The sequence below is a fragment of the Pseudomonas sp. T1.Ur genome (assembly GCF_023516725.1).
Classification (GTDB): domain Bacteria; phylum Pseudomonadota; class Gammaproteobacteria; order Pseudomonadales; family Pseudomonadaceae; genus Aquipseudomonas; species Aquipseudomonas alvandae.
On sequence record NZ_JAMGSN010000001.1, the window covers coordinates 2,291,637 to 2,316,510 of the forward strand.

Annotated in this window: 22 protein-coding genes; 13 read left to right on the forward strand and 9 right to left on the reverse strand. The window is 62.5% G+C overall.

Annotated elements, in window-relative coordinates; genetic code table 11:
* Positions 1–294: 294 nt before the first annotated feature.
* The gene (locus tag M8Q45_RS10365; RefSeq protein WP_249874643.1) at positions 295–1,599 is read left to right on the forward strand and encodes an OprD family porin; all 1,305 of its coding nucleotides are present in this window, start codon (positions 295–297) and stop codon (positions 1,597–1,599) included.
* Between the two features lie 277 nt (positions 1,600–1,876).
* Here the strand turns inward: M8Q45_RS10365 and M8Q45_RS10370 are convergent, their stop codons facing one another.
* Positions 1,877–2,365 carry a MarR family winged helix-turn-helix transcriptional regulator gene (locus M8Q45_RS10370; RefSeq protein ID WP_249874644.1) on the reverse strand — a complete coding sequence of 163 codons (489 nt, stop codon included), beginning with the start codon at positions 2,363–2,365 and terminating at the stop codon, positions 1,877–1,879.
* A gap of 213 nt (positions 2,366–2,578) precedes the next feature.
* Here M8Q45_RS10370 and M8Q45_RS10375 point away from each other — a divergent pair, with 213 nt between their 5' ends.
* From M8Q45_RS10375 to M8Q45_RS10390, 4 genes are all read left to right on the forward strand, one after another.
* A complete protein-coding gene (locus M8Q45_RS10375) occupies positions 2,579–3,409 on the forward strand; it encodes a p-hydroxycinnamoyl CoA hydratase/lyase (protein ID WP_249874645.1) in 831 nt (276 codons plus the stop codon).
* 161 nt (positions 3,410–3,570) lie between these two features.
* Entirely contained in the window at positions 3,571–5,019 is a 1,449-nt protein-coding gene (locus tag M8Q45_RS10380; RefSeq protein ID WP_249874646.1) for an aldehyde dehydrogenase, read from the forward strand.
* A 144-nt stretch (positions 5,020–5,163) separates the two neighbouring features.
* Positions 5,164–7,041, forward strand: coding sequence for a feruloyl-CoA synthase (locus M8Q45_RS10385; protein WP_249874647.1), 1,878 nt, complete (start codon positions 5,164–5,166; stop codon positions 7,039–7,041).
* 147 nt (positions 7,042–7,188) lie between these two features.
* On the forward strand, positions 7,189–7,902 hold the full coding sequence (locus tag M8Q45_RS10390) for a GntR family transcriptional regulator (protein WP_249874648.1): 714 nt from the start codon (positions 7,189–7,191) through the stop codon (positions 7,900–7,902).
* A 125-nt stretch (positions 7,903–8,027) separates the two neighbouring features.
* Here the strand turns inward: M8Q45_RS10390 and M8Q45_RS10395 are convergent, their stop codons facing one another.
* Complete coding sequence (locus tag M8Q45_RS10395) at positions 8,028–8,978, reverse strand: PDR/VanB family oxidoreductase (RefSeq protein ID WP_181288797.1); 951 nt, start codon at positions 8,976–8,978, stop codon at positions 8,028–8,030.
* The gene (locus tag M8Q45_RS10400) at positions 8,975–10,060 is read right to left on the reverse strand and encodes a Rieske 2Fe-2S domain-containing protein (protein ID WP_249874649.1); all 1,086 of its coding nucleotides are present in this window, start codon (positions 10,058–10,060) and stop codon (positions 8,975–8,977) included. The genes M8Q45_RS10395 and M8Q45_RS10400 overlap by 4 nt, the downstream gene beginning before the upstream one ends.
* 226 nt (positions 10,061–10,286) lie before the next feature.
* On the opposite strand from M8Q45_RS10400, the gene M8Q45_RS10405 reads away from it, so the two are divergent.
* From M8Q45_RS10405 to M8Q45_RS10420, 4 genes are all read left to right on the forward strand, one after another.
* The gene (locus tag M8Q45_RS10405) at positions 10,287–10,712 is read left to right on the forward strand and encodes a GlcG/HbpS family heme-binding protein (RefSeq protein ID WP_198796400.1); all 426 of its coding nucleotides are present in this window, start codon (positions 10,287–10,289) and stop codon (positions 10,710–10,712) included.
* 225 nt (positions 10,713–10,937) lie between these two features.
* Positions 10,938–11,774 carry an AraC family transcriptional regulator gene (locus M8Q45_RS10410; protein ID WP_030140659.1) on the forward strand — a complete coding sequence of 279 codons (837 nt, stop codon included), beginning with the start codon at positions 10,938–10,940 and terminating at the stop codon, positions 11,772–11,774.
* 54 nt (positions 11,775–11,828) lie between these two features.
* Entirely contained in the window at positions 11,829–12,431 is a 603-nt protein-coding gene (locus M8Q45_RS10415) for a LysE family translocator (protein ID WP_249874650.1), read from the forward strand.
* A gap of 156 nt (positions 12,432–12,587) precedes the next feature.
* Positions 12,588–12,914: a four-helix bundle copper-binding protein gene (locus M8Q45_RS10420; protein ID WP_249874651.1), complete on the forward strand. Its 327-nt coding sequence runs from the start codon at positions 12,588–12,590 to the stop codon at positions 12,912–12,914.
* A 64-nt stretch (positions 12,915–12,978) separates the two neighbouring features.
* Here M8Q45_RS10420 and M8Q45_RS10425 read toward each other — a convergent pair whose 3' ends face one another.
* The 3 genes from M8Q45_RS10425 to M8Q45_RS10435 form a co-directional block, all read right to left on the reverse strand.
* Positions 12,979–14,430 carry a DHA2 family efflux MFS transporter permease subunit gene (locus tag M8Q45_RS10425; protein ID WP_249874652.1) on the reverse strand — a complete coding sequence of 484 codons (1,452 nt, stop codon included), beginning with the start codon at positions 14,428–14,430 and terminating at the stop codon, positions 12,979–12,981.
* Positions 14,431–14,572: 142 nt separating this feature from the next.
* Complete coding sequence (locus M8Q45_RS10430; protein ID WP_249874653.1) at positions 14,573–15,526, reverse strand: class I SAM-dependent methyltransferase; 954 nt, start codon at positions 15,524–15,526, stop codon at positions 14,573–14,575.
* A gap of 360 nt (positions 15,527–15,886) precedes the next feature.
* Positions 15,887–16,567 (reverse strand): murein L,D-transpeptidase catalytic domain family protein, encoded by a 681-nt coding sequence (locus M8Q45_RS10435; protein WP_030140664.1) that lies wholly within the window; start codon positions 16,565–16,567, stop codon positions 15,887–15,889.
* 162 nt (positions 16,568–16,729) lie between these two features.
* Here M8Q45_RS10435 and M8Q45_RS10440 point away from each other — a divergent pair, with 162 nt between their 5' ends.
* Positions 16,730–18,292, forward strand: coding sequence for a L,D-transpeptidase family protein (locus tag M8Q45_RS10440; RefSeq protein WP_249874654.1), 1,563 nt, complete (start codon positions 16,730–16,732; stop codon positions 18,290–18,292).
* On the opposite strand, the gene M8Q45_RS10445 is transcribed toward M8Q45_RS10440, so the two are convergent.
* Complete coding sequence (locus M8Q45_RS10445) at positions 18,293–18,925, reverse strand: NAD(P)H-dependent oxidoreductase (protein WP_249874655.1); 633 nt, start codon at positions 18,923–18,925, stop codon at positions 18,293–18,295.
* Between the two features lie 86 nt (positions 18,926–19,011).
* Between M8Q45_RS10445 and M8Q45_RS10450 the strand changes: the two genes are divergently transcribed.
* The 3 genes from M8Q45_RS10450 to M8Q45_RS10460 all read left to right on the forward strand — a co-directional run bounded on the left by M8Q45_RS10450 (position 19,012) and on the right by M8Q45_RS10460 (position 23,028).
* Positions 19,012–19,641, forward strand: coding sequence for a TetR/AcrR family transcriptional regulator (locus M8Q45_RS10450; protein WP_249874656.1), 630 nt, complete (start codon positions 19,012–19,014; stop codon positions 19,639–19,641).
* A 242-nt stretch (positions 19,642–19,883) separates the two neighbouring features.
* Positions 19,884–21,410: an alpha-amylase family glycosyl hydrolase gene (locus M8Q45_RS10455; protein ID WP_249874657.1), complete on the forward strand. Its 1,527-nt coding sequence runs from the start codon at positions 19,884–19,886 to the stop codon at positions 21,408–21,410.
* A gap of 10 nt (positions 21,411–21,420) precedes the next feature.
* Entirely contained in the window at positions 21,421–23,028 is a 1,608-nt protein-coding gene (locus tag M8Q45_RS10460; RefSeq protein ID WP_249874658.1) for an alpha-amylase family protein, read from the forward strand.
* Here M8Q45_RS10460 and M8Q45_RS10465 read toward each other — a convergent pair.
* Entirely contained in the window at positions 23,017–24,000 is a 984-nt protein-coding gene (locus M8Q45_RS10465) for an SDR family oxidoreductase (protein WP_249874659.1), read from the reverse strand. The two genes, M8Q45_RS10460 and M8Q45_RS10465, sit on opposite strands and share 12 nt — an antisense overlap.
* Positions 24,001–24,029: 29 nt before the next feature.
* Entirely contained in the window at positions 24,030–24,443 is a 414-nt protein-coding gene (locus tag M8Q45_RS10470) for a CBS domain-containing protein (RefSeq protein ID WP_249874660.1), read from the reverse strand.
* Positions 24,444–24,874 lie beyond the last annotated feature (431 nt).

Genomic DNA, 24,874 nt, shown 5'->3' on the forward strand with positions numbered 1-24,874 from the left:
TGTTCTTGTCAGGACTGTGGCGCAAAGCAACCAGCAGGTGCGATTAAGATAACAAAGCTAACTAAAAAATGAATCGTCCTGTGCTGGCCGCGAAATAGACGCAGATCACTCGACAAATCAAAGGTTTGCTTGGAAAGAGCCTGTTCTTTGGAAAACTGGTTAAAGATATTAACGTTCGATTATCGGACATTCTCAATTGACGAGGCGCCTCGATCATTTCCATTCTTTGTCCGCGGGGCCGCCATCCGGCGCTCGCCTCGATAGAAAAACAACAACAAAAAATGGACATCGAACATGCCGAACGTTATCCGGTACGCCCACGTGCCCGCCGTATCACCGATCATTCACCTGTTCGCCCTGGTCGGTCTGAGCCTGTGTTCCGCCGCGTCGTGGGCCGACGGCTTCGTCGACGACAGCCATGGCACGCTGACCTTGCGCAATTACTACCTGGACCGCGACTACAAGGACGACGGCGCGAAGACGGCGGCCCGGGAATGGGCCCAGGGCATCTTCATGAACATGGAGTCGGGGTTCACCCCGGGCACGGTCGGGTTTGGCCTCGATGCGCGTGGATTGCTCGGCATCAAGCTCGACTCATCGCCGGATCGCAGCGGTACCGAACTGTTGCCGGTGTCCAGCAGCGACAAGCGCGCCGCGGACGAGTATTCGCGCCTGGGCCTGACCGGAAAACTGCGCTTCGCCCAAACGACCGTGAAGACCGGCGACGTGTCGATCTTCCTGCCGTTCGCTTTCGCCAGCCCTTCGCGGTTGTTGCCGCAGACGTTTCGCGGGACGACGCTCAGTTCCAAGGACTTCGATGGCTTGACAGTGAACACCGGCTATATCGACCGCATCGCCCGGCGCGACTCCACCGATTACCAGCCCATGACCATTGCCTCGCCCAATCGCCGTTTCAACGGCGCGGCGACCACGTCCCATATGGCGTATGTGGGAGGCGATTACCAGGTCGGCAAGGACCTCAGCCTGCGCGTCTACCACGCCGAAGTGGCTGACCTGTACCAACAGAACACCTTTGCATTGCTGCACAACCTGCCGCTGGGCGACGGCGTGCTGACCACCGACCTGCGCAGCTTTTTCAGCGACGACGATGGCGCCGCCAAGGCCGGCAAGGTGGATAACCGCAACGTATCGGCGCTGGTGGGTTATCGCCTGGGCGGCCATCGCGTCAGCCTGGGCTACATGCACGCCAGCGGCGATACCGCGACGCCGTATGTGTCTGGCACCGAGCTGATGGGCTTGAGCGAGATGACCATGAGCTCGGACTTCCTCAATGCCAAGGAACGCACCTGGCAAGCGATCCACGACTACGACTTCGCCGCCGTGGGCGTGCCAGGCCTGCGAACCCGGTTGCGCTACGTGCGTGGCGATCACATTGAGTTGGCGGCCCTCAACGCCGAGGATCGCAAGGAGCGAGAGTTCCAGGTGGAGCTTGGCTACGTGATCCAGAGCGGTCCGCTGAAAAACGTCGGGCTGCTGGCGCGCAAGTCGATCTATCGCAATGATTTCCCGGGCACGGCGGCGTTTCGCGATGAAAACCAGACGCGGTTTCTGGTGACGTATAGCGTGCCGATTTGGTGAAGTACTGAAGGGCTATGCAACGCTTTTGTGGCGAGGGAGCTTGCTCCCGCTGGGCTCTGTAGGAGCTGGCGAAGCCTGCGATCTTTTGATCTTGATCTTGATCTTGATCTTGATCTTGATCTTGATCTTGATCTTGATCTTTCGCTCACGACTCAATGAGCAGAGGAAAGATCGCAGCCTCGTTGCACTCGGCAGCTCCTACGCAGCTCCTACGCAGCTCCTACGCATCTTCTACGCAGCTCCTACAGGCAACCCAGAGGGGGCCCTCGCCACAGGATTATTGGTAAACCTTCTTCAACAACCGCAGCAGTTCCTCGCGCTCGGCACCTGAAAGCGCAGCGGTGGAATCGAGATCACTCTCCGTGGCGATCTGCTTGAGTTCCTTGAGCAGTGTCTCGCCGGTCTTGCTCAGGAAAATCCCGTAGGAACGCTTGTCTGGCTTGCAGCGCACCCGCACGGCCAAGGCCCGGCTTTCCAGTTTGTTCAGCAACGGCACCACTTGCGGTGGCTCGATGGCGAGTGCCTTGGCCAGGTCGGCCTGCATCAGCCCCGGGTTCTGGTCGATGATCGCCAGGGCCGAAAACTGGGCGGGCCGCAGGTCGTGAAGGGCGAGACGGCCGATCAGGTTCTGGAACAGCTTCAACTGGGCGCGACGCAAGGCGTAGCCGATCAGCTCGTCCAGCGCGGAATCCATCGGCGGTTGCGTGTCGCCAATGTCGGGCTGTGCCTCGGCGGCCGGTTCGGCAAGCTTGGAAGACTTGGCCATCGAAAGGTGCATCCTCAAAGTCAGTGGTTAACAAGGCTATCCAGTTTGCCGAGGTTGTCGGACGATGGCTATGGTCGTTCGCATATTTGTTGTCTGGCGCCGTTTCTGGACGCGCTGAAAATTCTAGATAAATCGGTTAATAGTTAATTGACATAACTAATATTCAGGTTTAGTTTTTGATCATCTTCAGCCCAGAACAAGAGAGCACGCGCCATGAGCAACTACGAAGGTCGCTGGACAACGGTCAAGGTCGAGATCGACGACGGCATCGCCTGGGTCATCCTCAATCGTCCGGAAAAACGCAACGCCATGAGCCCGACCCTCAACCGCGAGATGGTCGATGTGCTGGAAACCCTGGAGCAGGATCCCGCCGCCGGCGTGTTGGTGCTCACCGGCGCCGGTGAAGCCTGGACCGCCGGCATGGACCTCAAGGAGTACTTCCGCGAAGTGGATGCCGGGCCGGAAATCCTCCAGGAAAAAATCCGCCGCGAAGCCTCGCAATGGCAGTGGAAACTGCTGCGCATGTACGCCAAGCCGACCATCGCCATGGTCAATGGCTGGTGTTTCGGTGGCGGTTTCAGCCCGCTGGTGGCGTGCGACCTGGCGATCTGCGCCGACGAAGCCACCTTCGGCCTCTCGGAGATCAACTGGGGCATCCCGCCCGGCAACCTGGTCAGCAAAGCCATGGCCGACACCGTGGGCCATCGCCAATCGCTGTACTACATCATGACCGGCAAGACCTTCGGTGGGCAGAAAGCCGCCGAGATGGGCCTGGTCAACGAAAGCGTGCCCTTGGCGCAACTGCGGGAAGTCACCGTCGAGCTGGCGCGCAACCTGCTGGAGAAAAACCCGGTGGTCCTGCGCGCGGCCAAGCATGGCTTCAAGCGTTGCCGCGAACTGACGTGGGAGCAGAACGAGGATTACCTCTACGCCAAGCTGGATCAGTCGCGCCTGCTCGACACCGAAGGTGGACGCGAGCAGGGGATGAAGCAGTTCCTCGACGACAAGAGCATCAAGCCGGGCCTGCAAACCTATAAGCGATAACGGCAGCTGCGAGCTTGGAGCTTCAAGCTGCAAGTAGAATCGGTTCGAGTTGTGCTTGCAGCTTGCAGCTTGCAGCTTGCAGCTTGCAGCTTGCAGCTTGCAGCTTGCAGCTTGCAGCTTGAAGCTGCCCTCCATAACAATCATAAGAAGGAGTCATCTACATGCTGGACGTGCCCCTGTTGATCGGCGGCCAGTCGTGCCCGGCCCGTGATGGCCGGACCTTCGAGCGCTGCAACCCGGTGACCGGTGAAGCGGTGTCTCGCGTGGCTGCCGCCACATTGGAAGACGCCGACGCCGCCGTGGCTGCCGCGCAAGCCGCTTTCCCTGCGTGGGCCGCGCTGGCCCCCAACGAACGTCGTACCCGCTTGATGCGCGCGGCCGAGCAGTTGCAGGCCCGCAGCGGCGAATTCATCGCTGCCGCCGGCGAGACCGGCGCCATGGCCAACTGGTACGGCTTCAACGTGCACCTCGCCGCGAACATGCTGCGCGAAGCGGCCTCCATGACCACTCAAATCAATGGCGAAGTCATCCCCTCGGACGTGCCCGGCAGTTTCGCCATGGCCTTGCGTCAGCCGTGCGGCGTGGTCTTGGGCATCGCGCCGTGGAACGCCCCGGTGATTCTCGCCACCCGCGCCATCGCGATGCCGTTGGCGTGCGGCAACACGGTGGTGCTCAAGGCATCGGAAATCAGCCCGGCGGTGCACCGTTTGATCGGTCAGGTATTGCAGGACGCCGGCCTCGGTGACGGCGTCGTCAATGTCATCTGCAACGCGCCGGCGGATGCACCGGCGATCGTCGAACGCCTCATCGCCAACCCGGCGGTGCGGCGGGTCAATTTCACCGGCTCGACCCACGTCGGTCGCATCGTCGGCGAATTGTCGGCGCGTCACCTCAAGCCGGCATTGCTGGAGCTGGGCGGCAAGGCGCCGCTGCTGGTGCTGGACGACGCCGATCTGGATGCGGCGGTGCAAGCCGCGGCTTTCGGGGCGTATTTCAACCAGGGCCAGATCTGCATGTCCACCGAGCGCTTGATCGTCGATGCGAGCATTGCCGACGCCTTTATCGAACGCCTCGTGACGAAGATCGCCACCTTGCGCGCGGGGGATCCGGGGGCCAGTGATTCGGTGCTGGGTTCGCTGGTGGACGCCAGTGCCGGCCAGCGCATCAAGGACCTGATCGACGATGCCCTGGCCAAAGGCGCGAAGTTGGTCGCGGGCGGCCAGTTGGACGGCAGCATCTTGCAGCCGACCTTGCTCGACGGTGTCACGCCGGACATGCGCCTGTATCGCGAAGAATCCTTCGGGCCGGTGGCGGTGCTGCTGCGCGGCGAGGGTGATGAAGAGCTGCTGCGCCTGGCCAATGATTCGGAGTTCGGTTTGTCGGCGGCGATCTTCAGTCGCGACACCAGCCGTGCGCTGGCCCTGGCCCAACGAATCGAGTCCGGTATCTGCCACATCAACGGCCCGACCGTACACGACGAAGCGCAAATGCCCTTTGGCGGCGTCAAGTCCAGCGGTTACGGCAGTTTTGGCGGCAAGGCGTCCATCGAGCATTTCACCCAGTTGCGCTGGGTGACGATGCAGAACGGTCCGCGGCATTACCCGATCTGAAAATCCGTCGCATTGCCGGCGGTGTGCCGCGAAAGCCATCGCCCGATGCAGGCCAGACATAACAATGACAAGGCCGCAGCCACGTGCTGCCACGTTCCGCTCGCCGTGCGCGACCCGAGCGTGCCTTGATGGAGGAGATGCACCGTGAGTTCCGAGTCCAGATCATCCTCCCGGCCCGAGCCTGTGCGCTATCGCCAGGTGTCGATTGGTCACCCCGCCGTAGAAGTGAAGGAAGAGCAGGGCGTCCTGCACATGCGTTCCCTCGAACCCTTGGCGCCGCTGCCATCGCGCCTGCTCGATCGCCTGGTGCATTGGGCCGAGGTACGGCCGAACCAGACCTTTATCGCTGCGCGGGAAAACAAGGGCGACTGGCGTCACGTCAGTTATGCCGAGATGCTCGACAGCGTGCGGGCCATCGCGCAAGGCTTGTTGGCCTATGGTTTATCGGCGGAAAAACCCTTGGCGCTGCTGTCGGGCAATGACATCGAGCATTTGCAGATGGCCTTGGGCGCGATGTACGCAGGGATTCCCTATTGCCCGGTGTCGCCGGCTTATTCGCTGCTGTCCCAGGACTTCGCCAAGCTGCGGCATGTCTGCGAGCTGTTGCAGCCGGGGCTGGTGTTCGTCAGCGATGCCGCGCCGTTCGAGCGGGCAATCAACGCCGTGTTACCGGCGGATGTTCCCCTGGTCACGGTGCGTGGAGGCCTATCCGGCCGGACCGGGACAAGCTTCGCCAGCCTGCTCGCGCAACCCGGAGGGGTCGAGGCTGAGCGTGCCTTTGCCGCCACGGGGCCGGACAGCGTCGCCAAGTTTCTGTTCACCTCAGGTTCCACCAAACTGCCCAAAGCGGTGATCACCACCCAGCGCATGCTCTGCGCCAATCAACAGATGTTGCTGCAGACCTTCCCGGTGTTCGGCGAAGCGCCGCCGGTGCTGGTGGACTGGTTGCCGTGGAACCATACCTTTGGCGGCAGCCACAACGTCGGCATCGTGCTGTACAACGGCGGCACGTTTTATCTGGACGATGGCAAGCCCACCGTCCAGGGGTTCGCTGAAACCTTGCGCAACCTCAAGGAAATTTCCCCGACGGCCTACCTGACCGTGCCCAAGGGCTGGGAAGAACTGGTGAGCGCCCTGGAACAGGACGCCGAGTTGCGCGAACGCTTCTTCAAGCGCATCAGCCTGTTCTTCTTCGCCGCAGCGGGCCTTTCCCAAAGCACCTGGGATCGACTCGACAAAGTCGCCGAGCAACACTGCGGCGAACGGATCCGCATGATGGCTGGGTTGGGCATGACTGAAGCATCGCCGTCCTGCACCTTCACCACCGGACCGCTGTCCATGGCCGGCTACATCGGTCTGCCGGCGCCCGGTTGCGAAGTGCGGCTGGTGCCGGTGGATGGCAAGTTCGAAGGACGCTTTCGCGGCCCCCACATCATGCCCGGCTATTGGCGCTCGCCGCAGCAGACTGCCGAGGTGTTCGACGCCGCGGGCTTCTACTGCTCGGGCGATGCCATCAAGCTCGCCGATCCCGCGAACCCGCAACTGGGGCTGATGTTCGACGGGCGCATTGCCGAGGATTTCAAGCTCTCTTCCGGGGTATTCGTCAGTGTCGGGCCGTTGCGCAACCGCGCGGTGCTTGAGGGAACGCCTTACGTCCAGGACCTGGTGGTGACGGCGCCGGATCGCCCGCACCTCGGTGCGCTGGTGTTTCCGCGCCTGCATGATTGCCGTCGTCTCTCGGGCCTGGCCCCGGACGCCAGCGACGCCGAGGTCCTGGCGAGCCCGCCGGTGCGCCAATGGTTTGCCGATTGGTTGCGGCGCCTGAACCGTGATGCCAATGGCAACGCCAGTCGTGTGGAATGGATCGCACTGCTGGACGAACCGGCTTCCATCGACCGTGGTGAAATCACCGACAAAGGCTCGATCAACCAGCGCGCCGTGTTGCAATGGCGCGCGGCCAAGGTCGAGGCGCTGTATCGGGGAGAAGACCCAACGGTCTTGCGCGCCGGAACTACCGGCTGACACTTCCCTGTGGGAGCGAGCCTGCTCGCGAAGGCGTCGTCATGGCCGACGTCATTGTCGACTGACGCTCCGCCTTCGCGAGCAGGCTCGCTCCCACATTTGATTGCAATTACTATGGCGGCTCTCTCTTCTCTGGATATCACCTGAATGAGTAAGCCCGGCCAAACGGTGCTGGTCGCATTGCGTCGGATGATCGCTTCTGGCGAACTGGCTGCGGGCGAGCGCTTGATGGAAATCCCCACGGCGCAATTGTTCGGCGTCTCGCGCATGCCGGTGCGCATGGCGTTTCGCACCTTGGAGCAGGAAGGGCTGCTGGTGCGTTTTGGCGGGCGTGGTTTTCAGGTGCGCTCCGTCAGCGCCGATGAAATTGCCGGTGCGGTGGAAGTCCGTGGGGTGCTCGAAGGCCTTGCTGCGCGGCAGACGGCCGAACGCGGTTTATCCGACGAGGCTCGGCGCGCGCTCGAACAGTGCCTGGTGCAAGGCGACGAACTGTTCGCCAAGGGCTATGTGACCGAAGAAGACCTGGAGGTCTACCACGACCTCAACATGCGCTTTCACCGAGTGATCGTCGAAGGCAGCCATAACCCGGCCATCGCCGACGCCCTGGCGCGCAACGATCACCTGCCATTCGCCTCCGTCACCGCCCTGGCGGTCGATCGCCAGAACATGGCCGGCGAGTACCGGCGCTTCAACTATGCCCACATGCAGCATCACTCGGTGTTCGATGCACTGGTCAATCGCCAGGGCGCCCGTGCCGAGGCGATCATGCGCGAGCATGCCAACGCCACCCTGCGTTACGCCGAGGTGTTTGGCTCGACGCTGGCGGATGAGCGGATGAAGGTGATCCTGCGGCCTGACTAGAGGCGCAAACATCTGTGGGAGCGAGCTTGCTCGCGATGGCCGGAGGTTCAGCAATAAAGACGTTGCTGACACACCGCTATCGCGAGCAAGCTCGCTCCCACAGGGTTTTGTAGAGGGCTGCGGACTCAGAGATCCAACACCAACAACGGCGTCCGGGACCTTGAACAGCACGGCGTGAACTGGTCGTTGCAGGCTTGCTCGGCTTCAGTGAGGAACATGTCCCGATGCTCCGGCACGCCTTCCAGCACTCGGGTCAGGCAGGTGCCGCAGACGCCTTGCTCGCACGAGATCGGGATTTCGACGCCATGACTTTCCAACACCTGGACCACGCTCCTGTCCGGCGGTATCTCGAAAACCTCGCCGCTGCGTGCAAGTTTCACCGAAAAGCGGCCATCGGCGCGGGTGTCGGTCGGGGCAGCGGCGAAGTATTCCCGGTGCAGGTTGGGTTCCTGCCAGCCTTGGGCCTTGGCGGTGTCGAGAATGTGCTGCATGAAACCGCCGGGGCCACACACGTAGAGGTGCAGGTCATCACTGGGCGAAGCCAATAACCGAGCGGCATCCAGCGCCGTGGCGGGGTCTTCATCGAAGTGCAGGAAAACCCGGTCGGCATAAGGCGATCGCTGCAAGCGTTCGACGAAAGCGGCGCGGTCCCTGGAGCGGGCGCAGTAATGCAGGGCGAACGCGGCGCCGCTCTGGGCCAGGTGCTCGGCCATGCACAGGATCGGCGTGATGCCGATCCCTCCGGCAAACAGCAGGCTGCGCCGCGCCTCGGCGGCGAGGGTGAACAGGTTGCGCGGTTCACTGATGCGCAGGCGCATGCCTGGCCGGATCTGCTCATGCAGGCTGCGCGAGCCGCCCCGGGACGCGGGATCCTTGAGCACGCCGATGAGATAGCGATGCCGTTCTTCAGGATGATTACACAGCGAATATTGGCGGATCAGCCCGTCGGGCAAATGCACATCGATATGGGCGCCGGCGGTAAAGGCCGGGAGTGGCTGGCCGTCGACAGGTGTCAGCTCGTAGCTGCAGATGTCCAGGGCTTCGTCGTGCCGCGCCGCGACTTGGACTTCGATCATGGCTGTTGCTCCGCGTGTTGCGGCTGGCGCGTGCTGGCGATCAAGGCCGCGTCTTGCTCCCGCTCCCGGGCGATCCAGCGCTCCAGCACCCGGCGCGACTGCACGCCACCGGCGTCGATATTGAGCTTGAGCAGGTTGCGTTGCGGATGGTCCAGCAGGTTGCGCTGCTGGCGTTCGAGCATCTCCAGGTCTTCGCTGAAAATCTTGCCCTGGCCTTCACGAATGCTGGCGGTCAGCGCTTCGTCCTGGGGCTGGAAATGCCGCGCCATGCCCCAGAAGTACCAGATGGACGTCTCGGTTTCCGGGGTGATGAAGTCGACCACGATACTCGACGCCTTGAACTGCGGCGCCGCGTGATAGCCGCCCTTGCCGGCATGGGCCACGCCGACTTCGATCAGCACGTGGCTGGGCGGGGTGAAGCGGCAGATCTGCCAGCGGTCCACCGGCACATCATCGGCGAGGTTGTTGCCGCGCAGCGCCATGCGCCAGAACGGCGGGGCCATGATGTTTTCCATGTGCCGGGCGGTGACCACTTCGTCGCCTTCGACGGTGGTCACTGGCGGCGCCTCATCGATTTCCTTCTGCCCGATGCTGGACGCGTGCACGTAGGTTTCGTGGGTCAGGTCCATCAGGTTGTCGATCATCAGGCGATAGTCGCAGTGAATGTGGAACAGGCCGCCGCCGTACGCCCATTCGTCACTTTCCGCCCATTCCAGATGCGGGATCAGCGCCGGGTCGGCCAGTGCCTGCTCACCCGGCCAGATCCAGATAAACCCATGGCGCTCCTGCACCGCAAAGGTCTTGTTGCAGGGAAAACCGCGTACCCGCTGGCCGGGCATCTCGACGGTCCTGCCGTCACCCCCCATGACCAGGCCATGATAGCCACACACCAGGTTGCCGTTTTCAACATAGCCCAGCGAGAGCGGGGCGCCACGGTGGGGGCAGAAGTCCTCGACCGCCGCGACCTTGCCTTCGTGCCCTCGGTAGAAAACCATTTTTTCGCCACAGATCTGCCGCCCCAGCGGCTTCTCGGCAACTTCATCAGGCGTGCACGCGACGTACCAGGTGTTCTTGGGGTACATGAGCGGATCTCCAGGCGGGTTTTGTTTTTATCTGTGGATCCATTAACTCTCTTAACTAATTTGTTTGTCAATGTTTTATGGGGAAATTAGATGGCTGGCGTCGTTTACTGGATCCATTGAGGCGGGCGAGGTGTCGAGCGAATGACAACGCATCGAATTAATTGGCACATGCCTTATCGAACGACATACTCGACACTCATTTTTTTGCGCAGCCGCGGAGTCATTCATGAAAACCAAAGCGGTACTCACCGAGCAGGACGTTGCTCAGTTGCTGGTGGCGGCGAAGGAGCTGGCTCACCAGCGCCAGTGGGCCGTATCGGTCTGTGTGGTAGACGATGGCGGGCACCCCCTGGGGCTGCTGCGCCTGGACGGGGCCTCGCCCTTATCGGCCTACATCGCCACCGAAAAGGCCCGCACCGCCGCGATGGGCCGGCGTGACAGCAAGGCCTTCGAAGACATGATCAACGGCGGTCGCCTGGCCTTCCTGAGCGCCCCTCACTTGCAAGGCATGCTCGAAGGTGGCGTGACCATCCGCCACGATGGCGAGTGCATTGGTGCCATCGGGGTTTCCGGGGTGAAGGCCGAAGAGGATGCGGAACTGGCGCGGTTGGCCGTGGAGACCGTGTTGCCGGTGATTACGCCGGATGCGTGATGGCGAGCCCTTGGATCTCCGTTAGCCCGCTAGCTATTGTGGGAGCGAGCCTGCTCGCGAAGAGGCCAATGCATCCGGCATTTTCATCGACTGATACACCGTCTTCGCGAGCGGGCTCGCTCTCACAGGAGAAACGCAACACCGGAGTGAAACTGCACAAATCTTCCAGACCAGCCCCTCCACGTCGTTTAATCTCACCCAGCCGATACATAAACGAGACAGCCCATGACCGCGCGCAACTGGATCGATCTCAAGCAGGACGCCACGTCCGGCATCGAGACCGTGCGCGCGCATTTCGAGGGGCATGCCTACGATCCGCATTGGCATGATGCCTACCTGGTGGGCGTGACGGAGCAGGGCGTGCAACAGTTCCATTGCCGAAGGCAGCAACACAACAGCACACCGGGCAAAGTGTTCCTGCTCGAACCCGGCGAACTGCACGACGGAAACGCACCTCACGAACACGGTTTCACCTACCGCACGTTGTACCTCGAACCGCACTGGCTCGAGCGTGAGCTGCGCTCCTTGTTCGATGAAGCGCCGGACAATGCCCAGCTCGGCTTTGCCGCCACCCTCAATGATGACGCGCGTCTGGCGAGCGCCACCGCCACGGCTTTCCAGAGCCTGCACGAGCAAGACATTCTGATCGTCCGCCAGACCGCCCTCGACACGCTGCTGGCGAACCTCACCCAACACTTGCACTGGCGCGCACGGATCAATCCCGACCCGCGCCTGCCGTTGGTTGCGCAGCAGGCCCGCGATTATCTGCACAGCCACCTGAGCGAAGACATTGGCCTCGACGACCTGGCGCGGGCCACCGGTGTCGATCGTTTTCGCCTGAGCCGCGCGTTCAAGGCCGCTTTCGGCCTGGCGCCCCATGCCTACCTGATCCAGCTGCGCCTGGCCCGGGCGCGGCGGTTGCTGGCCCGTGGCGAAAGCGCCGTGGCGGTGGCAGCCATGCTTGGCTTTGCCGACCAGAGTCACTTGGGCCGCTGGTTCCAGCGCGCCTATCGCATGAGCCCGGCGGACTACCGCAAGCGCTGCTCAATTGTTCCAGACTGACTACGCCGGCATCGGGATGATCAGCCCTACGATCCTCTGCCGAGAAATTGCTCCATGGACCAGTTGCTGCCATTTGCCTTGTTTGCCTTTGTCGCCTCCATCACCCCGGGCCCGACCAATATCCTGGTGTTGAGCCACAGTTCCCGCTTTGGCCTGACGACCACCTGGCCGATCATCCTCGGCGCCTGTGCCGCCGCCGCGTTGCTGGTATTGGTGGTCGGCACCGGCTTGGGGGACGTGCTGGCCCGGCACGCGACGATCCAGACAGCGTTGTCCTGGGCCGGCATCGCCTGGTTGAGCTGGATGGCCTGGCAGATCTTCAGCGCGCCCGCCGAGGCCATTGACCCCGACAAACCGGTGGAAGGCGCCCGGCTGGGCCTGGCGGGCGCCGCCGGGTTGCAACTGGTGAACCCGAAAACCTGGATGATGGCGTTGGCGGTGGTCAGCGTATTCGCCGGCGCCGAGGCGGACCGTACCGTACGCGTGCTCTGGCTATCCCTGGCGTTTTTTGCGATATCCATTCCTTGCATGACGGCCTGGGCCTACCTGGGGCGCGGCGCCGCGAGGTTCTGCCGTTCCGCCGTGGCGATGGGGCGGTTCAACCGCGTCATGGCGGTGTTGCTACTGGTGTCGGCGTGGTTGACGCTGGTGATCTGATTGCCGGACGCAGGATGAACGGCAGGCGCCGGTCCAGCTGACGAAAATGTAATTTTTCTTTTGAAACCCCCGGTTCATGCGCCGAGTCGCACGCTTATACCTGCCTGAACAGGCGGTATGCATTTTTTGAATCGACCTTCAAAAGAGGAGAGTGCCATGAACAGCCGTTATCAAACCTGTATCGACGAATGCCTCGCCTGCGCCATCACCTGCGAGGCGTGCGCCAGCGCTTGCCTGCAAGAAGAAAACGTTCAGATGATGGCCCGTTGCATCGAGCTGGACCGTGACTGCGCCGACCTGTGCCGTCTCGCGGCAACGCTGATGCAGCGTAACAGTCGGGTGGCGACGGATCTTTGTATCGTCTGCGCGAGCATCTGCCGGGCTTGTGGCGAAGAATGCGCGAAACATGAAGCGGGCCACTGTCAGGATTGCGCCAAGGCCTGCCAGTCCTGCGCCGAAGCGTGTGAGCGGATGGCCGCCTGAGACTCGACGGCACCGCAAGCAACGACAGGCATCATTTGATGACTGCCGTTGCCGCCCGGTGCCGTCAGGGGGCAGGGTGGGCTCCGGAGTCGACCTTCGCCTGCTGTCCCGTCGTGGTGCTTCGCAGCAGCAGGCCCGCCAGTACGGCTGCGGTCAGCGCGAACGCTGCGCCGATCAAAAACGCCATCTGATACCCGTCGTTGAGCGCAACCAGCGGCGCGAGATCGGACGCGGCCGTCTTGGTCCGGTACGCGGCAATGCTTGCCAGAACCGCCAGGCCCACCGAGCCGCCCATCATGAACGACGTATTGACGACGCCCGATGCCAGGCCGGAGTCCTTGGGTTCCACGTCGCTCATCGCCACCAGCAACATCGGATTGAACGCCATCCCCGCGCCCAACCCCAGCAGCAACATGCCCGGCAGAACGTCGCCGACGAACTGGCCGTCCAGCGGCGCCCGTGCAAACAGCGCCAGGCCGATGGCGGCGAGCAGCAGGCCTACTGCCAGCGGCGTTCGTGTGCCGTAGCGCATCACCAGTCGCGCGGACAGACCCAGGGAAAAAATCGCCATGATCACGTTGGCTGGCAGGAACGCCAATCCCACTTGCATCGGCGTATAGCCCAGCACCCATTGCAGGTAGAGCGCCGACAGGAAAAACCAGGCGAACATCGACGCGGCCCAGAGCACGGCGAGCAGATTGGCGGTGCGCAGGTTATGCAGGCGAAACAGGCCCATCGGGATCAAGGGATGCGCAACCCGGCGTTCGAGCACGATGAAGCCCAGCATCAACAAGGCCGAGGCCGCCAGCAGGCCCAGCGTGTGGAGGGAGGTCCAGCCCTGTTCATTGCCGTTGACCACGGCGTACACGGCGATCATCAACGACAGGGTGGCGGTCACCGCGCCGGCAACATCCAGCTGCCCGCTGCCTTCGGCGCGCACGGCGGGCAACAACTTGAGGGACAGGCCCAGCACGATCAGGCCGACAGGCAGGTTGACCAGGAAGATCCAGTGCCAACTCAGCAGGTCGGTCAGCAACCCCCCCAGCAGCACACCGATACTGCCGCCCGCAGCGCAGACGAAACTGTACACGCCCATCGCCCGCGCGCGTTCACCGGGCTCGGTGAACAGGTCCATGATCAACGACAAGGCCACCGCCGTGACCACCGCGCCGCCAAGGCCTTGAACGGCACGGGCCGTGATCAACCATGACTGCGATGGCGCCAGTCCGCAGGCCAGCGACGCGAGGGTGAACGCCGCCAATCCCAGGGTAAACAGCCGGCGATGGCCATAGAGGTCGCCGAGGCGACCGCCGAGCAGCAGGAAACCGCCAAAGGTCAGCAAGTAGGCATTGACGACCCAGGCCAGGTTGGTGTCGTTGAATTGCAGGTTGTCCTTGATCGAGGGCAGGGCGACGTTCACCACCGTACCGTCGAGCACGATCATCAGCACGCCCAGGCACAAGACGACCAGTGCGCGCCAGCGCTGGCGCGGGTCAGAGGGATGTGATTGCGTCATGGTTCTTCAATCCTTGAACAGTCCGGGTTCGAGGTTGCCGCAGGTGCAACCGGATCGGTGCACGCTGCAGGCAACGTGAAACAGTCTAGTCGCGAGCAAGATCCATCAAATAGTGGAAATGTGTAATCCCGGCACGCAGTTTTCAGCCGATGGCCGGGTCCTCACGCTTGAACACCAAGGCCTTCAAGCCACAGGCGGGGTCCGTATCTGGAAACTCCGGAGGATTTGGCAGTCGCTCTTCGAATATCAGGCCGGGCGCTTCACGCATGACGCCGTCGATGAGGAAGTCAGGACCGGTCGCCGGGTCGTTGCTACAGGCCAGCACCGTACCGGTGGCGGTCAGCAGCTCCGGCAGGCGGCGCAGCACGCGCTGATAATCCTTGGTCAGCAGGAAGCTGCCTTTCTGAAACGTGGGCGGGTCGATGATGACCAGGTCATAGGGCCCGCTGTTGATCACCTTGCCCCAGGATTTGAACAAGTCGTGCCCCAGAAAGCTCACCTGGCCCAGGTCATGGCCGTTCAGTCGGTGATTGTCGCGCCCACGGCTCAGGGCTGCGCGGGACATATCCAGGTTGACCACGTGGCGGGCACCGCCGGCGATGGCCGCCACCGAGAAACCGCAGGTGTAGGCGAACAGGTTGAGCACGCGCTTGCCTTGGGCGTTGGCGCGCACCCAGTCGCGGCCATGGCGCATGTCGAGAAAGAGACCGTTGTTCTGCTTCTTGCCCAGGTCGATGCGATAACGCAGGCCGCCTTCGGTCAGGGTCCATTCATCGATCGGTTCGCCCACCAACCATTGGGTCAGGCTGTCGGGCAGGTATCGATGTTGCATCGCGAGGGTATGGGCCCCGCTGTGTTGCCAGGCGGGCGAGGCGGCGAGGGCGCGCAGCGTGGCGAACAGGTCATCCAGTTGCGCTGGATCGGGTTCCTTGAACAGCGAGACCAACACGACGCCTTGCAGCCAGTCGACGGTGATCTGTTCCAGCCCCGGCCAGCAGCGCCCACGGCCATGGAACAGGCGACGGGTTTCGTCGGGCGCCGATTCCAGCGCCGTCAGCAAATGGCTCTGCAATGTTTGAAGGGCTTGAGGGTTCATCAGATAAAAACGCCAGCAACTCGAAAGGCCGGCATTTTAACCACGAACCCATGCACTGCAATCCCTGTGGCGAGGGAGCTTGCTCCCGCTGGGTCTGTAGGAGCTGCGTAGGAGCTGCCGAGCGAAGCGAGGCTGCGATCTTTCCCCAGCCACTTGAATCTCAAGCGAAAGATCAAAAGATCAAAAGATCAAAAGATCAAAAGATCAAAAGATCAAAAGATCAAAAGATCAAAAGATCAAAAGATCAAAAGATCAAAAGATCAAAAGATCGCAGCCTCGCTTCGCTCGGCAGCTCCTACGCAGCTCCTACAAGCTCCTACAGAGCCCGGCAGGAGCAAGCTCCCTCGTCACCAGAGGCTGCTAGCCACCGCTGGTCGCCAGGATGCTCGCCACCTGCTGCGGCTGGCAATTGAGATAGGGCGAGCGCTTGAGCCATGCCGGGTCCGGGTACCAGGAAAACATGAATTGCCCACCCTTGAGCTTGTCGATCACTTGCCGCGCCACTTGCGGACGTACGGCGGGACAGCCCTGGCTGCGGCCGATGCGCCCCTGGCGCACGCTCCAGAGCGGATTCACGTAATCAGCGGCGTGGATGACGATCGCCCGGTCGCGCGCCTGGTCATTGAACCCGGGTTCCAGGCCATCCATGCGCAGCGAATAACCGTGGGTGCCCTGATAGCTTTCCTGGGTGCGGAACAGCCCCAGGCTCGATTGATAGCTGCCCAGTCGGTTGGAAAACTGGGTGGCGAAGTTCTCACCGGATTTTTGCCCGTGGGCCACGAGATCGCGCAGGACCAGCTTTTTCTGGCGCAGGTCGAAGATCCACAAGCGCCGGGCCGTCGAAGGTTGCGAATAGTCGATCACCGCCAGATGGCGAGCCTGTCGAGCACCGTTGGCAACTGCGCACTGCATCGCACTCAGGGCACTTTTCAGCGCTTGGGGATTGAGTTCCGGCGCGGCGTGGGCGAGGCTGTTGTAAAGCGGCTGGGCGTTGAGTTTTTCGGCCAGCGCCGGGCTGCACAGGATGCCAAGGCCGGTCACGACCAGGCAGAGTCGGCGCAAGAAGGCCGATACAGGTGAAGGCAGCTTGCGGTGGCGTTCGTTTGCGGCATCCCGTCCGGTTTTGTTTGTCTGCATGATGGCGGGTCGTACCTGTCGCAAAATTCACCGTCAACGAGACGGCCATGGATTGGAGTAAAGCAGTTGTTCAAAAAGTCCGCATGTTACCTGAGCCTTTTCTTGCTCGTTGCGCCATTGGTCGCTACGGCCGAGGACGGCGATCCGGCCCAGGCGCAAACTACACTGGCGCAACTGTCGGTCAATTGCCCAGAATTGGCCGGTGGCGTCGACTTTCCGACGGTGATGAGCCTGCAGGCGCTATACCAGCAAAACGCAGGCCAGGCGATCTGGACGGACGACGGGCGGTTGCAGGCGTTGCAAGCCCAGCTACGGCAACTGGCCGATGACGGACTCGATCCGGCCCGTTACAACCTGCCGGACGAGGGCCGTTACGCCAACGCGGCCTGTACCGACATCGCCATCAGCCAACGCTACCTGCAAGCGCTGCATGAATTGCGTTTCGGCCATCTGCCACAGAATCGCCTGGAGCCGATCTGGAAAGCCAATCCCCAGTTGCCGGACCGGCAGGCCATGGTGTTGCATTTCGCCGTGGCGGGCCTGCAAGACCCGGCAGAGGCTTTCGAGTTGGCGCGGCCGAGCCTGGCGCTTTATCGCGACTTGCGCGAACTTTACGCAAGACAACGACAGCAGCCCCTGGCGGATTGGCAATCGGTGCCCAGCGGCCCCTTGCTGCAACCGGACAAGCGCGACGCCCGCGTACCGGCCCTGGCCCGGCGCCTGTTCAACGAAGGCTACCTCAGCGTGCCACCGCTCGACGTCGACGAGCATTACAGCGCGAGCCTCGTGGAGGCGATGAAAAGCTTCCAGCTTCATCATTCGCTGCAAGCCGATGGGGTCGTCGGGCCCTGGACCGTCACCGAATTGAATATCAGCCCGGCCATGCGCCGCGAGCAGTTGCGCATCAACCTGGAGCGCATGCGTTGGCTGGCCCAGGACCTGGAGCCCGACAGCGTGCTGGTCAACGTCGCGGCGGCGCAACTGACGGTCTACCAGGGCGGCGCGCCCGTGTGGCAAACCCGAACCCAGGTGGGGCGTGCCGAACGCCAGACACCCTTGATCAAATCGCGCATCACCCGCCTGACGCTCAACCCCACGTGGACCATCCCGCCGACGATCATGCGTGAAGACAAACTGCCCGAGATTCGCCGCGATCCGGAGTTCCTCGCCCGGCATAACCTCAAGGTGCTCGATCGGGATGGCTTGCCGCTGGCGGTGGAAAATATCGATTGGGAACATCCTGGCGACCTGATGCTGCGCCAGGATGCCGGTGCGAAAAACCCCTTGGGCAAATTGGTGGTCCGCTTTCCCAATCCGTTTTCGGTGTACCTGCATGACACCCCCAGCCAGGCGCTGTTCAACAAGGGCCCGCGGGCGTTCAGTTCGGGCTGCGTGCGCATCGAACAAGTCATGCACCTGCGGGACCTGTTGGTGACCCCGGTCGAGCGCACCCGGACCGATACATTGCTGGCCAGCGAGCTGACTCATGAATTCAGGCTGGCCAAGCCCCTGCCGATCCTGCTGGGTTACTGGACGGTGCAGGCGGACAGCCAGGGGCAGGCGGTCTACATCCCGGATATCTACCAACGGGATGGCGCATTGTCTGCGGCCGGTCAACGTGCGCTCTGATCACGCGCACTCGGCGCCAGCCTGCATGCGCGCGGTCTCTTCGACCTTTGAAAACAGCCGCTGGCCAAGGCTACGCGCGGTTTGCAAATGAGCTCTCGGATCGAGGGTTTCCGATTCCAGCAAGCGTTCGGAACTCACCACCCGCGCACCGCAGTAATCGAAGATGCCGTGGTCGATCTGCGTGACCATCGCCTGGTCGTAGCCATGACGTTGGAAACTATCGGCATCGGCCCCTCCAAGCGCTACAAGATGGACCCGCAATCGCTGGAGCTTCTGGGTAAACGACTCTCCTGGCTTGTAATCGAATGCCCAGCCATTGGAAAACACTCGATCGATCCAACCCTTGAGCAACGCTGGCATCGACCACCAGTAGATCGGGTAGACCAGCACGAGCGCGTCGGCCTTGTCGATCCTCGCTTGTTCAGCCAGCACATCCGCGGGTGGCCTGGCCTCGCGACGGTGGACGGCATGATCGGCGAGGCCAAAGCGTGGGTCGAAACCTTCGGCGGCCAGGTCGGCAATCTCGAAGGTATTGGCGGGGTTGGCCTGGGTGATCCCGTCGCCGATGGCCTGGGCAAGCGCATGGGTCAGGGAGCGTGGGTCATGATGAGCAACAACGATAAGCGCGTGCATAGCGAATCTCCTTCTGGCATCACACAACGTCAAGCGAGTATGCTTGGTTAAGTTACGAACAGTAAGTTACGGTTGGTAAAGTTAGCATGTCAAGCACTGAAGAAAATTCATCGTCTTCCGCGGCGCCCCGTCGACGCCTGGCCCGCGCGGATCGGCAACGGCAATTGTTGGATGTGGCCTGGCGGCTGGTGCGCGAGGAGGGCAGCGAAGCACTGACGCTCGCCCGGCTCGCGGAACAGGCCGGCGTGACCAAACCGATCGTCTACGATCATTTCATCACCCGATCAGGGCTTTTGGCCGCGCTGTACCAGGATTTCGATGCGCGCCAGACGGCGCTGATGGACGCAGCGCTCGAGGCCAGCGAGCCCATCCTGGAAAGCCGTTCACAGGTGATTGCCGATGCCTTCGTCGAGTGCGTGCTGCTTCAGGGCCGCGAGATTCCCGGCGTCAGCGCAGCCCTGAGCAGTTCACCGGAGCTGGAGCTCATCAAGCGGGAATACGAAAGGATCTTCCTGGACAAATGCCGGTCGGTACTCGAACCGTTCGCCGGGAACGGGCGTCTTTCCCAAGCGAGCCTGCGGGCGATGCTGGGGGCGGCGGAGGCGTTGTCCGATGCGGCGGCCAATGGGGACATCAGCGCGGACGAGGCCAAGCAAGAGTTGTTCGTGACCATCGTTGCGATGGTCGAGCGGGCCGCTGGAAATTCCTCAAGCTGACCCACCGTCTTCGCGAGCAAGCTCGCTCCCACAAGGGTTCGTGTCGTTTGCAAGACCTGTGGGAGCGAGCTTGCTCGCGATGGCGGCAGGACATTCAACCGATCTCCCGCTGATTCACCTCCCATCAAGAAAAAACGAACCCCAGGCGCCTTTTCCGGTTCTTAACTGATGTCCCCTGATAACAGGGGCATCAGGCGGGGCCGCGGTCTTGCCCACCAAACACTGCGATCAGAGGAGGCGACATGCCCAACTCCTTCCATTCGCCCTGGTGGAAGAACGCTGTGATCTACCAGGTTTACCCTCGCTCCTTTGCCGATGCCAACGGCGATGGCATTGGCGATCTTCCCGGTTTGACGGCACGCCTGGACCATCTGCAACGCTTGGGCGTCGACGCGTTGTGGCTGTCACCGGTGTATCGTTCGCCGATGTGTGACGCGGGCTACGATATTTGCGACTACACCGACGTCGACCCCCTGTTCGGCAACCTCGCGGACCTCGACGCACTGATTGCCCAGGCCCACGAACGCGGCTTGAAAGTGCTGCTCGACTTCGTGCCCAACCACACCTCCGACCAACACCCATGGTTCATCGAGTCACGTTCCAGCCGCGACAACCCCAAGCGCGACTGGTACATCTGGCGCGACCAACCGAACAACTGGCGAGCCTCGATCGATGGCGGGAGCGCCTGGACCTGGGACGAGACCAGCCAGCAGTACTACTTGCACTTCTTCCTGCCGCAACAACCGGATCTCAACTGGCACAACCCCGAAGTCGTCGCCGCCATGCACCAGGTGTTGCACTTCTGGCTCGAACGCGGCGTCGATGGGTTTCGCGTCGACGTGGTGCATTGCGTCGGCAAGGACCAGAGCTTCGCCGACGACCCGCGCTGCATGGCCGGCGAAACCATGGTCAAGATCAATGACCAGCCCTACAGCCATGAAGTGCTGCGCGGGCTGCGGCGCCTGGTGGACAGCTACCCCGGCGAGCGGGTGCTGATCGGCGAAGTGAACATCCGCTCCACGGCGCAGGTGGCGGCTTACTACGGCGCCAGCGACGAGCTGCATATGTCCTTCAACTTCCCGCCGCTGGACGCGCCCTGGGACCCGGTGGTGTTTCGCATGTGCATCCGCGAAGTGGAAAACGACCTTGGGCCCTTGCAGGCCTGGCCCACCTGGGTGCTGTCCAATCATGACAACAGTCGTCATCGCAGTCGCTACGGCGGCTCATTGCGCCGGGCCCGGGCGGCGGCGGTGATGTTGCTGACGCTGCGCGGCACGCCATTCATCTATCAGGGCGAAGAACTGGGATTGGAAGATACCCAAGTGACCGCCCAGACCCGCGTCGATCCCGGCGGACGGGACGGCAGCCGGGCACCATTGCCATGGACCGAGCAAGCGCCTCACGGCTGGTCGGGACAGGCGCCGTGGTTGCCATTTGCTGCGGACGCCGATGGGCTGTCGGTGGAGGCGCAGGACCGTGCCGACGATTCGGTGCTGGCGCTCTACCGACGCTTGCTGGCCTGCCGGCGCAACAGCCTGGCGCTGCGCCTGGGCGGCTGGGAAGAACTGCCGTCGCATCCGCAAGTGCTGGCTTATCGTCGCCAGTGCGAGGGCGACGAGCGCCTGGTCTGCATCAACTTTGCCGACAGCGAACACACCTTTCCCCTGGCCGACCGCTGGCGCGTGGAAGTCGCCAGCGACGGGACGGATGAAGGCCAGCCGTTCAGCGGTCGACTGGCCGCCGAGCAGGCATTGATCCTGTGTCGATAAGGAGTGCCCGATGAAAGCCAACTGGCACCGCAATACCTTGATCTATCAGATCGATCCTTCCTTGTTCTACGACAGCAACGGCGACGGCCGTGGCGACTTGAGGGGCATCATCCAGCAACTCGATTACCTGCAAGCGTTGGGCGTCGGTGCGCTCTGGCTGATGCCGTTGTATCGGTCACCCTTCAAGGACGCCGGTTATGACGTCAGTGATTTCATGGCGTTGGACCCGCGTTTTGGCAGCGAGGAAGACCTGCGCCAATTGATCGTCCAGGCCGGCGAGCGCGGCATGCGCGTCATTCTCGAACTGGTGGTGCAACACACCAGCGACCAGCACCCGTGGTTCCTTCGAGCGAGACGGGACAAGGACAGCGTCTACCGGGATTACTACCTGTGGTCCGACACGCCGGTGGACGACGGCAACCAGCCGATCTTTCCCTCCGTGGAAGACAGCATCTGGCAGTGGGACGAGCAGGCCGGGCAATACTATCGGCATCTGTTCTATCGCCACGAACCGGACCTGAACCTGGCGAACCCGCGGGTCGTCGAGGAGATCGAGCGGGTCATGGTCCACTGGCTCGAACTCGGTATCGCCGGCTTTCGCCTCGACGCCGCTTCCCACTTGGTGGAACAGGCCGGAGGTGGCGATGAAGAGCAGGGTGTCTGGGTGCTGGATCGGTTGTTCAAGTGCATGACCGAGATCAATCCCGAAGGGGTGCTATTGGGCGAAGTGGACGTCGAGCCCGAGCGCTACAGCCATTATTTCGGCACCGGGGAGCGCCTGGGCCTGGTGCTGGATTTCTGGGTGAACAATCACCTGTTCCTGGCCCTGGCCCGCGGCGAAGCCGAACCCCTGCAACGGGCGATCACCCGGCGGCCCGCGCCACCGGACGGCGCGAACTACGCGGTGTGGCTGCGCAACCATGACGAACTCGACCTGGAGCGCCTGAGCGAGCAGGAGCGCGAAGAGGTGATGCAGGCGTTCGCCCCGGAGCCGGACATGCGCTTGTATGGCCGAGGTATCCGCCGACGCCTGGCGCCAATGCTCGACGGTGACGTGTGTCGCCAGGCGTTGGCCCAGGCGTTGTTGTTGTCGCTGCCTGGCACGCCGATCGTGCGCTATGGGGAGGAAATCGGCATGGGCGACGACCTGTCCCGCCCGGAGCGCCTGTCGGTGCGCACGCCCATGCAATGGAACGACCAGGCCAACGCCGGATTTTCCTCGGCCCGGCGGCCGACTGTCCCGGTGATCGATGAAGGGCCGTTTGCCTATTCGCATTTGAACGTTGCAGGCCAACTGAAAGACCCCGAATCGCTGTTGAGCCGGACACGTCATTTATTGCGGACTCGCGCAGAGCTGAAGGAAGTGGGCGACGGCGAGGCGCAACTGCTGACGGTCGACCATCCTGCGGTATTCGCCATCGCCCATGCCTGCGAGGCCACCTCGATCATGCTGGCGAACCTCGGCAAGGACGCGGTCACGGTGCGGTTGCGGGAAATGGACCTGGAGGGGTTCGAAGAAGTGCTGTCCGACAGTCCGTACCCGACCACGAAACAATCGGGCCTGGCCTTGCACGGATACGGCTATCGGTGGTTCCGCCGCGTCGGCTCAGAACAATAGCAGCACGACTGCCAGCAAACCGCCGGTGGCGAGCAGCAGCGCCGATACTTGCGTCGAACTCAGGGCCAACGCGGAGTCCCGTGAGCGGCCGCTGAACCGACCACGGGTACGATGCAAGGGCTCCTGGGATTCGAACAGGTTATCCGGGCGCTGATGGTCGTCATCCTCGTTGGTCATCTGTCCTGAATAGGCGTTACGGGCCAGTAAGCGATCGAGCAGTCCTGGCATCAGGCACGTGCCGACGATGGCCTTGAGCGAGGCCGCACCCAGCCACAGTTCCCTGGGCGTACGCTTGACCACGCTGAATATCGCCCGGGCGGCCACATCCGGGTCATGAATCGGCGGCACCGGTTGCACACGCTTGCCCAACTTGTTGCGCGCCCAATCGAACTGCGGTGTGTTGATCGCAGGCAGTTGCACCATGCAGACCTTGATATCGCTGTGCTCGTGAAGCAGTTCGCAGCGCAAGGAATCAGTGAAACCTCGCACCGCGAACTTGGCTGCACAATAGGCCGCCTGCAGCGGTATGGCGCGGTAGGCCAGTGCGGACCCGACCTGGATGATCACGCCGCGATTGCGTCGGCCCATGAGGTCCAGCGCCGCGAGGGTGCCGTGGACGGTTCCCAAGTAAGTCACCTCGGTCACCCTGCGGACTTCCTCGGCATTCAACTGGCGGATGGGCGAAAACACCGTGACCATCGCGCAGTTGACCCACACGCCGACCGGTCCCAGTTCTCGCTCCATTCGTTGAGCCGCATAGAATACCGCTTCGGCGTCGGCGACATCGACGCTGATCCCCAGGCATTTCGCGCCCAGTTGTTTGAGTTCGTCTTCCGTCGCCGCCAGGGCCTGCTCACCCCGGGCCAGCAGCCCGACTCGGTAGCCCGCGGCAGCGAATCGGTGTGCGGTGGCACGCCCGACGCCGGCGGTGGAACCACAGATCACCACCACAGGTGGGTTTCGCTCATCCATTGTGCTTGCTCAGCAGCTCCTTCGAAGGGTCAGTGGGGTTGCGCGACGCCGCGCAACAGGTTGGCGCTGACCTTGTCAGCGTTGCAACTGGCGACGTTGGCCAGCGAGACCATGCCCACCAGGCGCTTGTCACGGTTCACCACCGGCAGGCGGCGTTTTTCGATCTGGGCCATGTTCTTGGCGACGTGGTCGATCTCTTCGTCATCGAAGCAATAGCGCACCTCATCGCTCATGATCCGGCTGACCGGGGTGTCCATGTTCATGCCTTCGGCCATGGCTCGAACCACCAGGTCGCGGTCGGTCACCATTCCGGCCATGCGGTCGTTCTGATTGATCACCAGCGCGCCGATATCGGCCTGGCGCATGATCAGCGCGACTTCGCGCAGCGGGGTATCAGGCGAGATCGTGCGGACTTCCCGACTCATGATTTCATTGATTTTCATCGTTGAATCTCCTTCGTTTCGGGTTGGACAGCAAGCCTCTGCCCGGGCGTCGCGAGTCGCTTGTGCGGCGACCGGACGGGCTCCTCACTTATTGTGAAAATCGGGGTCGGCGATGGTTCAGGATTTTTGCCGGCGGGCTTGAAGGGGTGCACTTTTATGAAGCCGCAGGTGGGTTGCCGCACCATCGCAAGGCAGAGGGTGGTGCTAGCGAAACGGTAGCTGGCGTCGGTTAGCTTGAGGTGACAGGGCGGGCCCCTTCGCGGGCAAGCCCGCTCCCATAGGGGATTGTGGGATGCCCATGAGGTTGTCGCGGCAGGTCAGGCAAGGTTTGGCACGCTCGCTGCAAGACGTTGTCCAGGCCCACCGTGAACACAATCGAGTGGGCAGCCCCGTCGGTCAACGAAGATCGAGTGCCAGCAGGCCGGGGGATA

Excerpts from the sequence above, each read along its gene's own strand:
- M8Q45_RS10455 (WP_249874657.1), top strand. The coding sequence starts at position 19,884 with ATGCCCAACTCCTTCCATTCGCCCTGGTGGAAGAACGCTGTGATCTAC.
- M8Q45_RS10365 (WP_249874643.1), top strand. The coding sequence starts at position 295 with ATGCCGAACGTTATCCGGTACGCCCACGTGCCCGCCGTATCACCGATC.
- M8Q45_RS10390 (WP_249874648.1), top strand. The coding sequence starts at position 7,189 with ATGAGTAAGCCCGGCCAAACGGTGCTGGTCGCATTGCGTCGGATGATC.
- M8Q45_RS10415 (WP_249874650.1), top strand. The coding sequence starts at position 11,829 with ATGGACCAGTTGCTGCCATTTGCCTTGTTTGCCTTTGTCGCCTCCATC.
- M8Q45_RS10370 (WP_249874644.1), bottom strand. The coding sequence starts at position 2,365 with ATGGCCAAGTCTTCCAAGCTTGCCGAACCGGCCGCCGAGGCACAGCCC.
- M8Q45_RS10450 (WP_249874656.1), top strand. The coding sequence starts at position 19,012 with ATGTCAAGCACTGAAGAAAATTCATCGTCTTCCGCGGCGCCCCGTCGA.
- M8Q45_RS10400 (WP_249874649.1), bottom strand. The coding sequence starts at position 10,060 with ATGTACCCCAAGAACACCTGGTACGTCGCGTGCACGCCTGATGAAGTT.
- M8Q45_RS10425 (WP_249874652.1), bottom strand. The coding sequence starts at position 14,430 with ATGACGCAATCACATCCCTCTGACCCGCGCCAGCGCTGGCGCGCACTG.
- M8Q45_RS10445 (WP_249874655.1), bottom strand. The coding sequence starts at position 18,925 with ATGCACGCGCTTATCGTTGTTGCTCATCATGACCCACGCTCCCTGACC.
- M8Q45_RS10430 (WP_249874653.1), bottom strand. The coding sequence starts at position 15,526 with ATGAACCCTCAAGCCCTTCAAACATTGCAGAGCCATTTGCTGACGGCG.
- M8Q45_RS10420 (WP_249874651.1), top strand. The coding sequence starts at position 12,588 with ATGAACAGCCGTTATCAAACCTGTATCGACGAATGCCTCGCCTGCGCC.
- M8Q45_RS10470 (WP_249874660.1), bottom strand. The coding sequence starts at position 24,443 with ATGAAAATCAATGAAATCATGAGTCGGGAAGTCCGCACGATCTCGCCT.
- M8Q45_RS10405 (WP_198796400.1), top strand. The coding sequence starts at position 10,287 with ATGAAAACCAAAGCGGTACTCACCGAGCAGGACGTTGCTCAGTTGCTG.
- M8Q45_RS10460 (WP_249874658.1), top strand. The coding sequence starts at position 21,421 with ATGAAAGCCAACTGGCACCGCAATACCTTGATCTATCAGATCGATCCT.
- M8Q45_RS10375 (WP_249874645.1), top strand. The coding sequence starts at position 2,579 with ATGAGCAACTACGAAGGTCGCTGGACAACGGTCAAGGTCGAGATCGAC.
- M8Q45_RS10465 (WP_249874659.1), bottom strand. The coding sequence starts at position 24,000 with ATGGATGAGCGAAACCCACCTGTGGTGGTGATCTGTGGTTCCACCGCC.
- M8Q45_RS10380 (WP_249874646.1), top strand. The coding sequence starts at position 3,571 with ATGCTGGACGTGCCCCTGTTGATCGGCGGCCAGTCGTGCCCGGCCCGT.
- M8Q45_RS10395 (WP_181288797.1), bottom strand. The coding sequence starts at position 8,978 with ATGATCGAAGTCCAAGTCGCGGCGCGGCACGACGAAGCCCTGGACATC.
- M8Q45_RS10410 (WP_030140659.1), top strand. The coding sequence starts at position 10,938 with ATGACCGCGCGCAACTGGATCGATCTCAAGCAGGACGCCACGTCCGGC.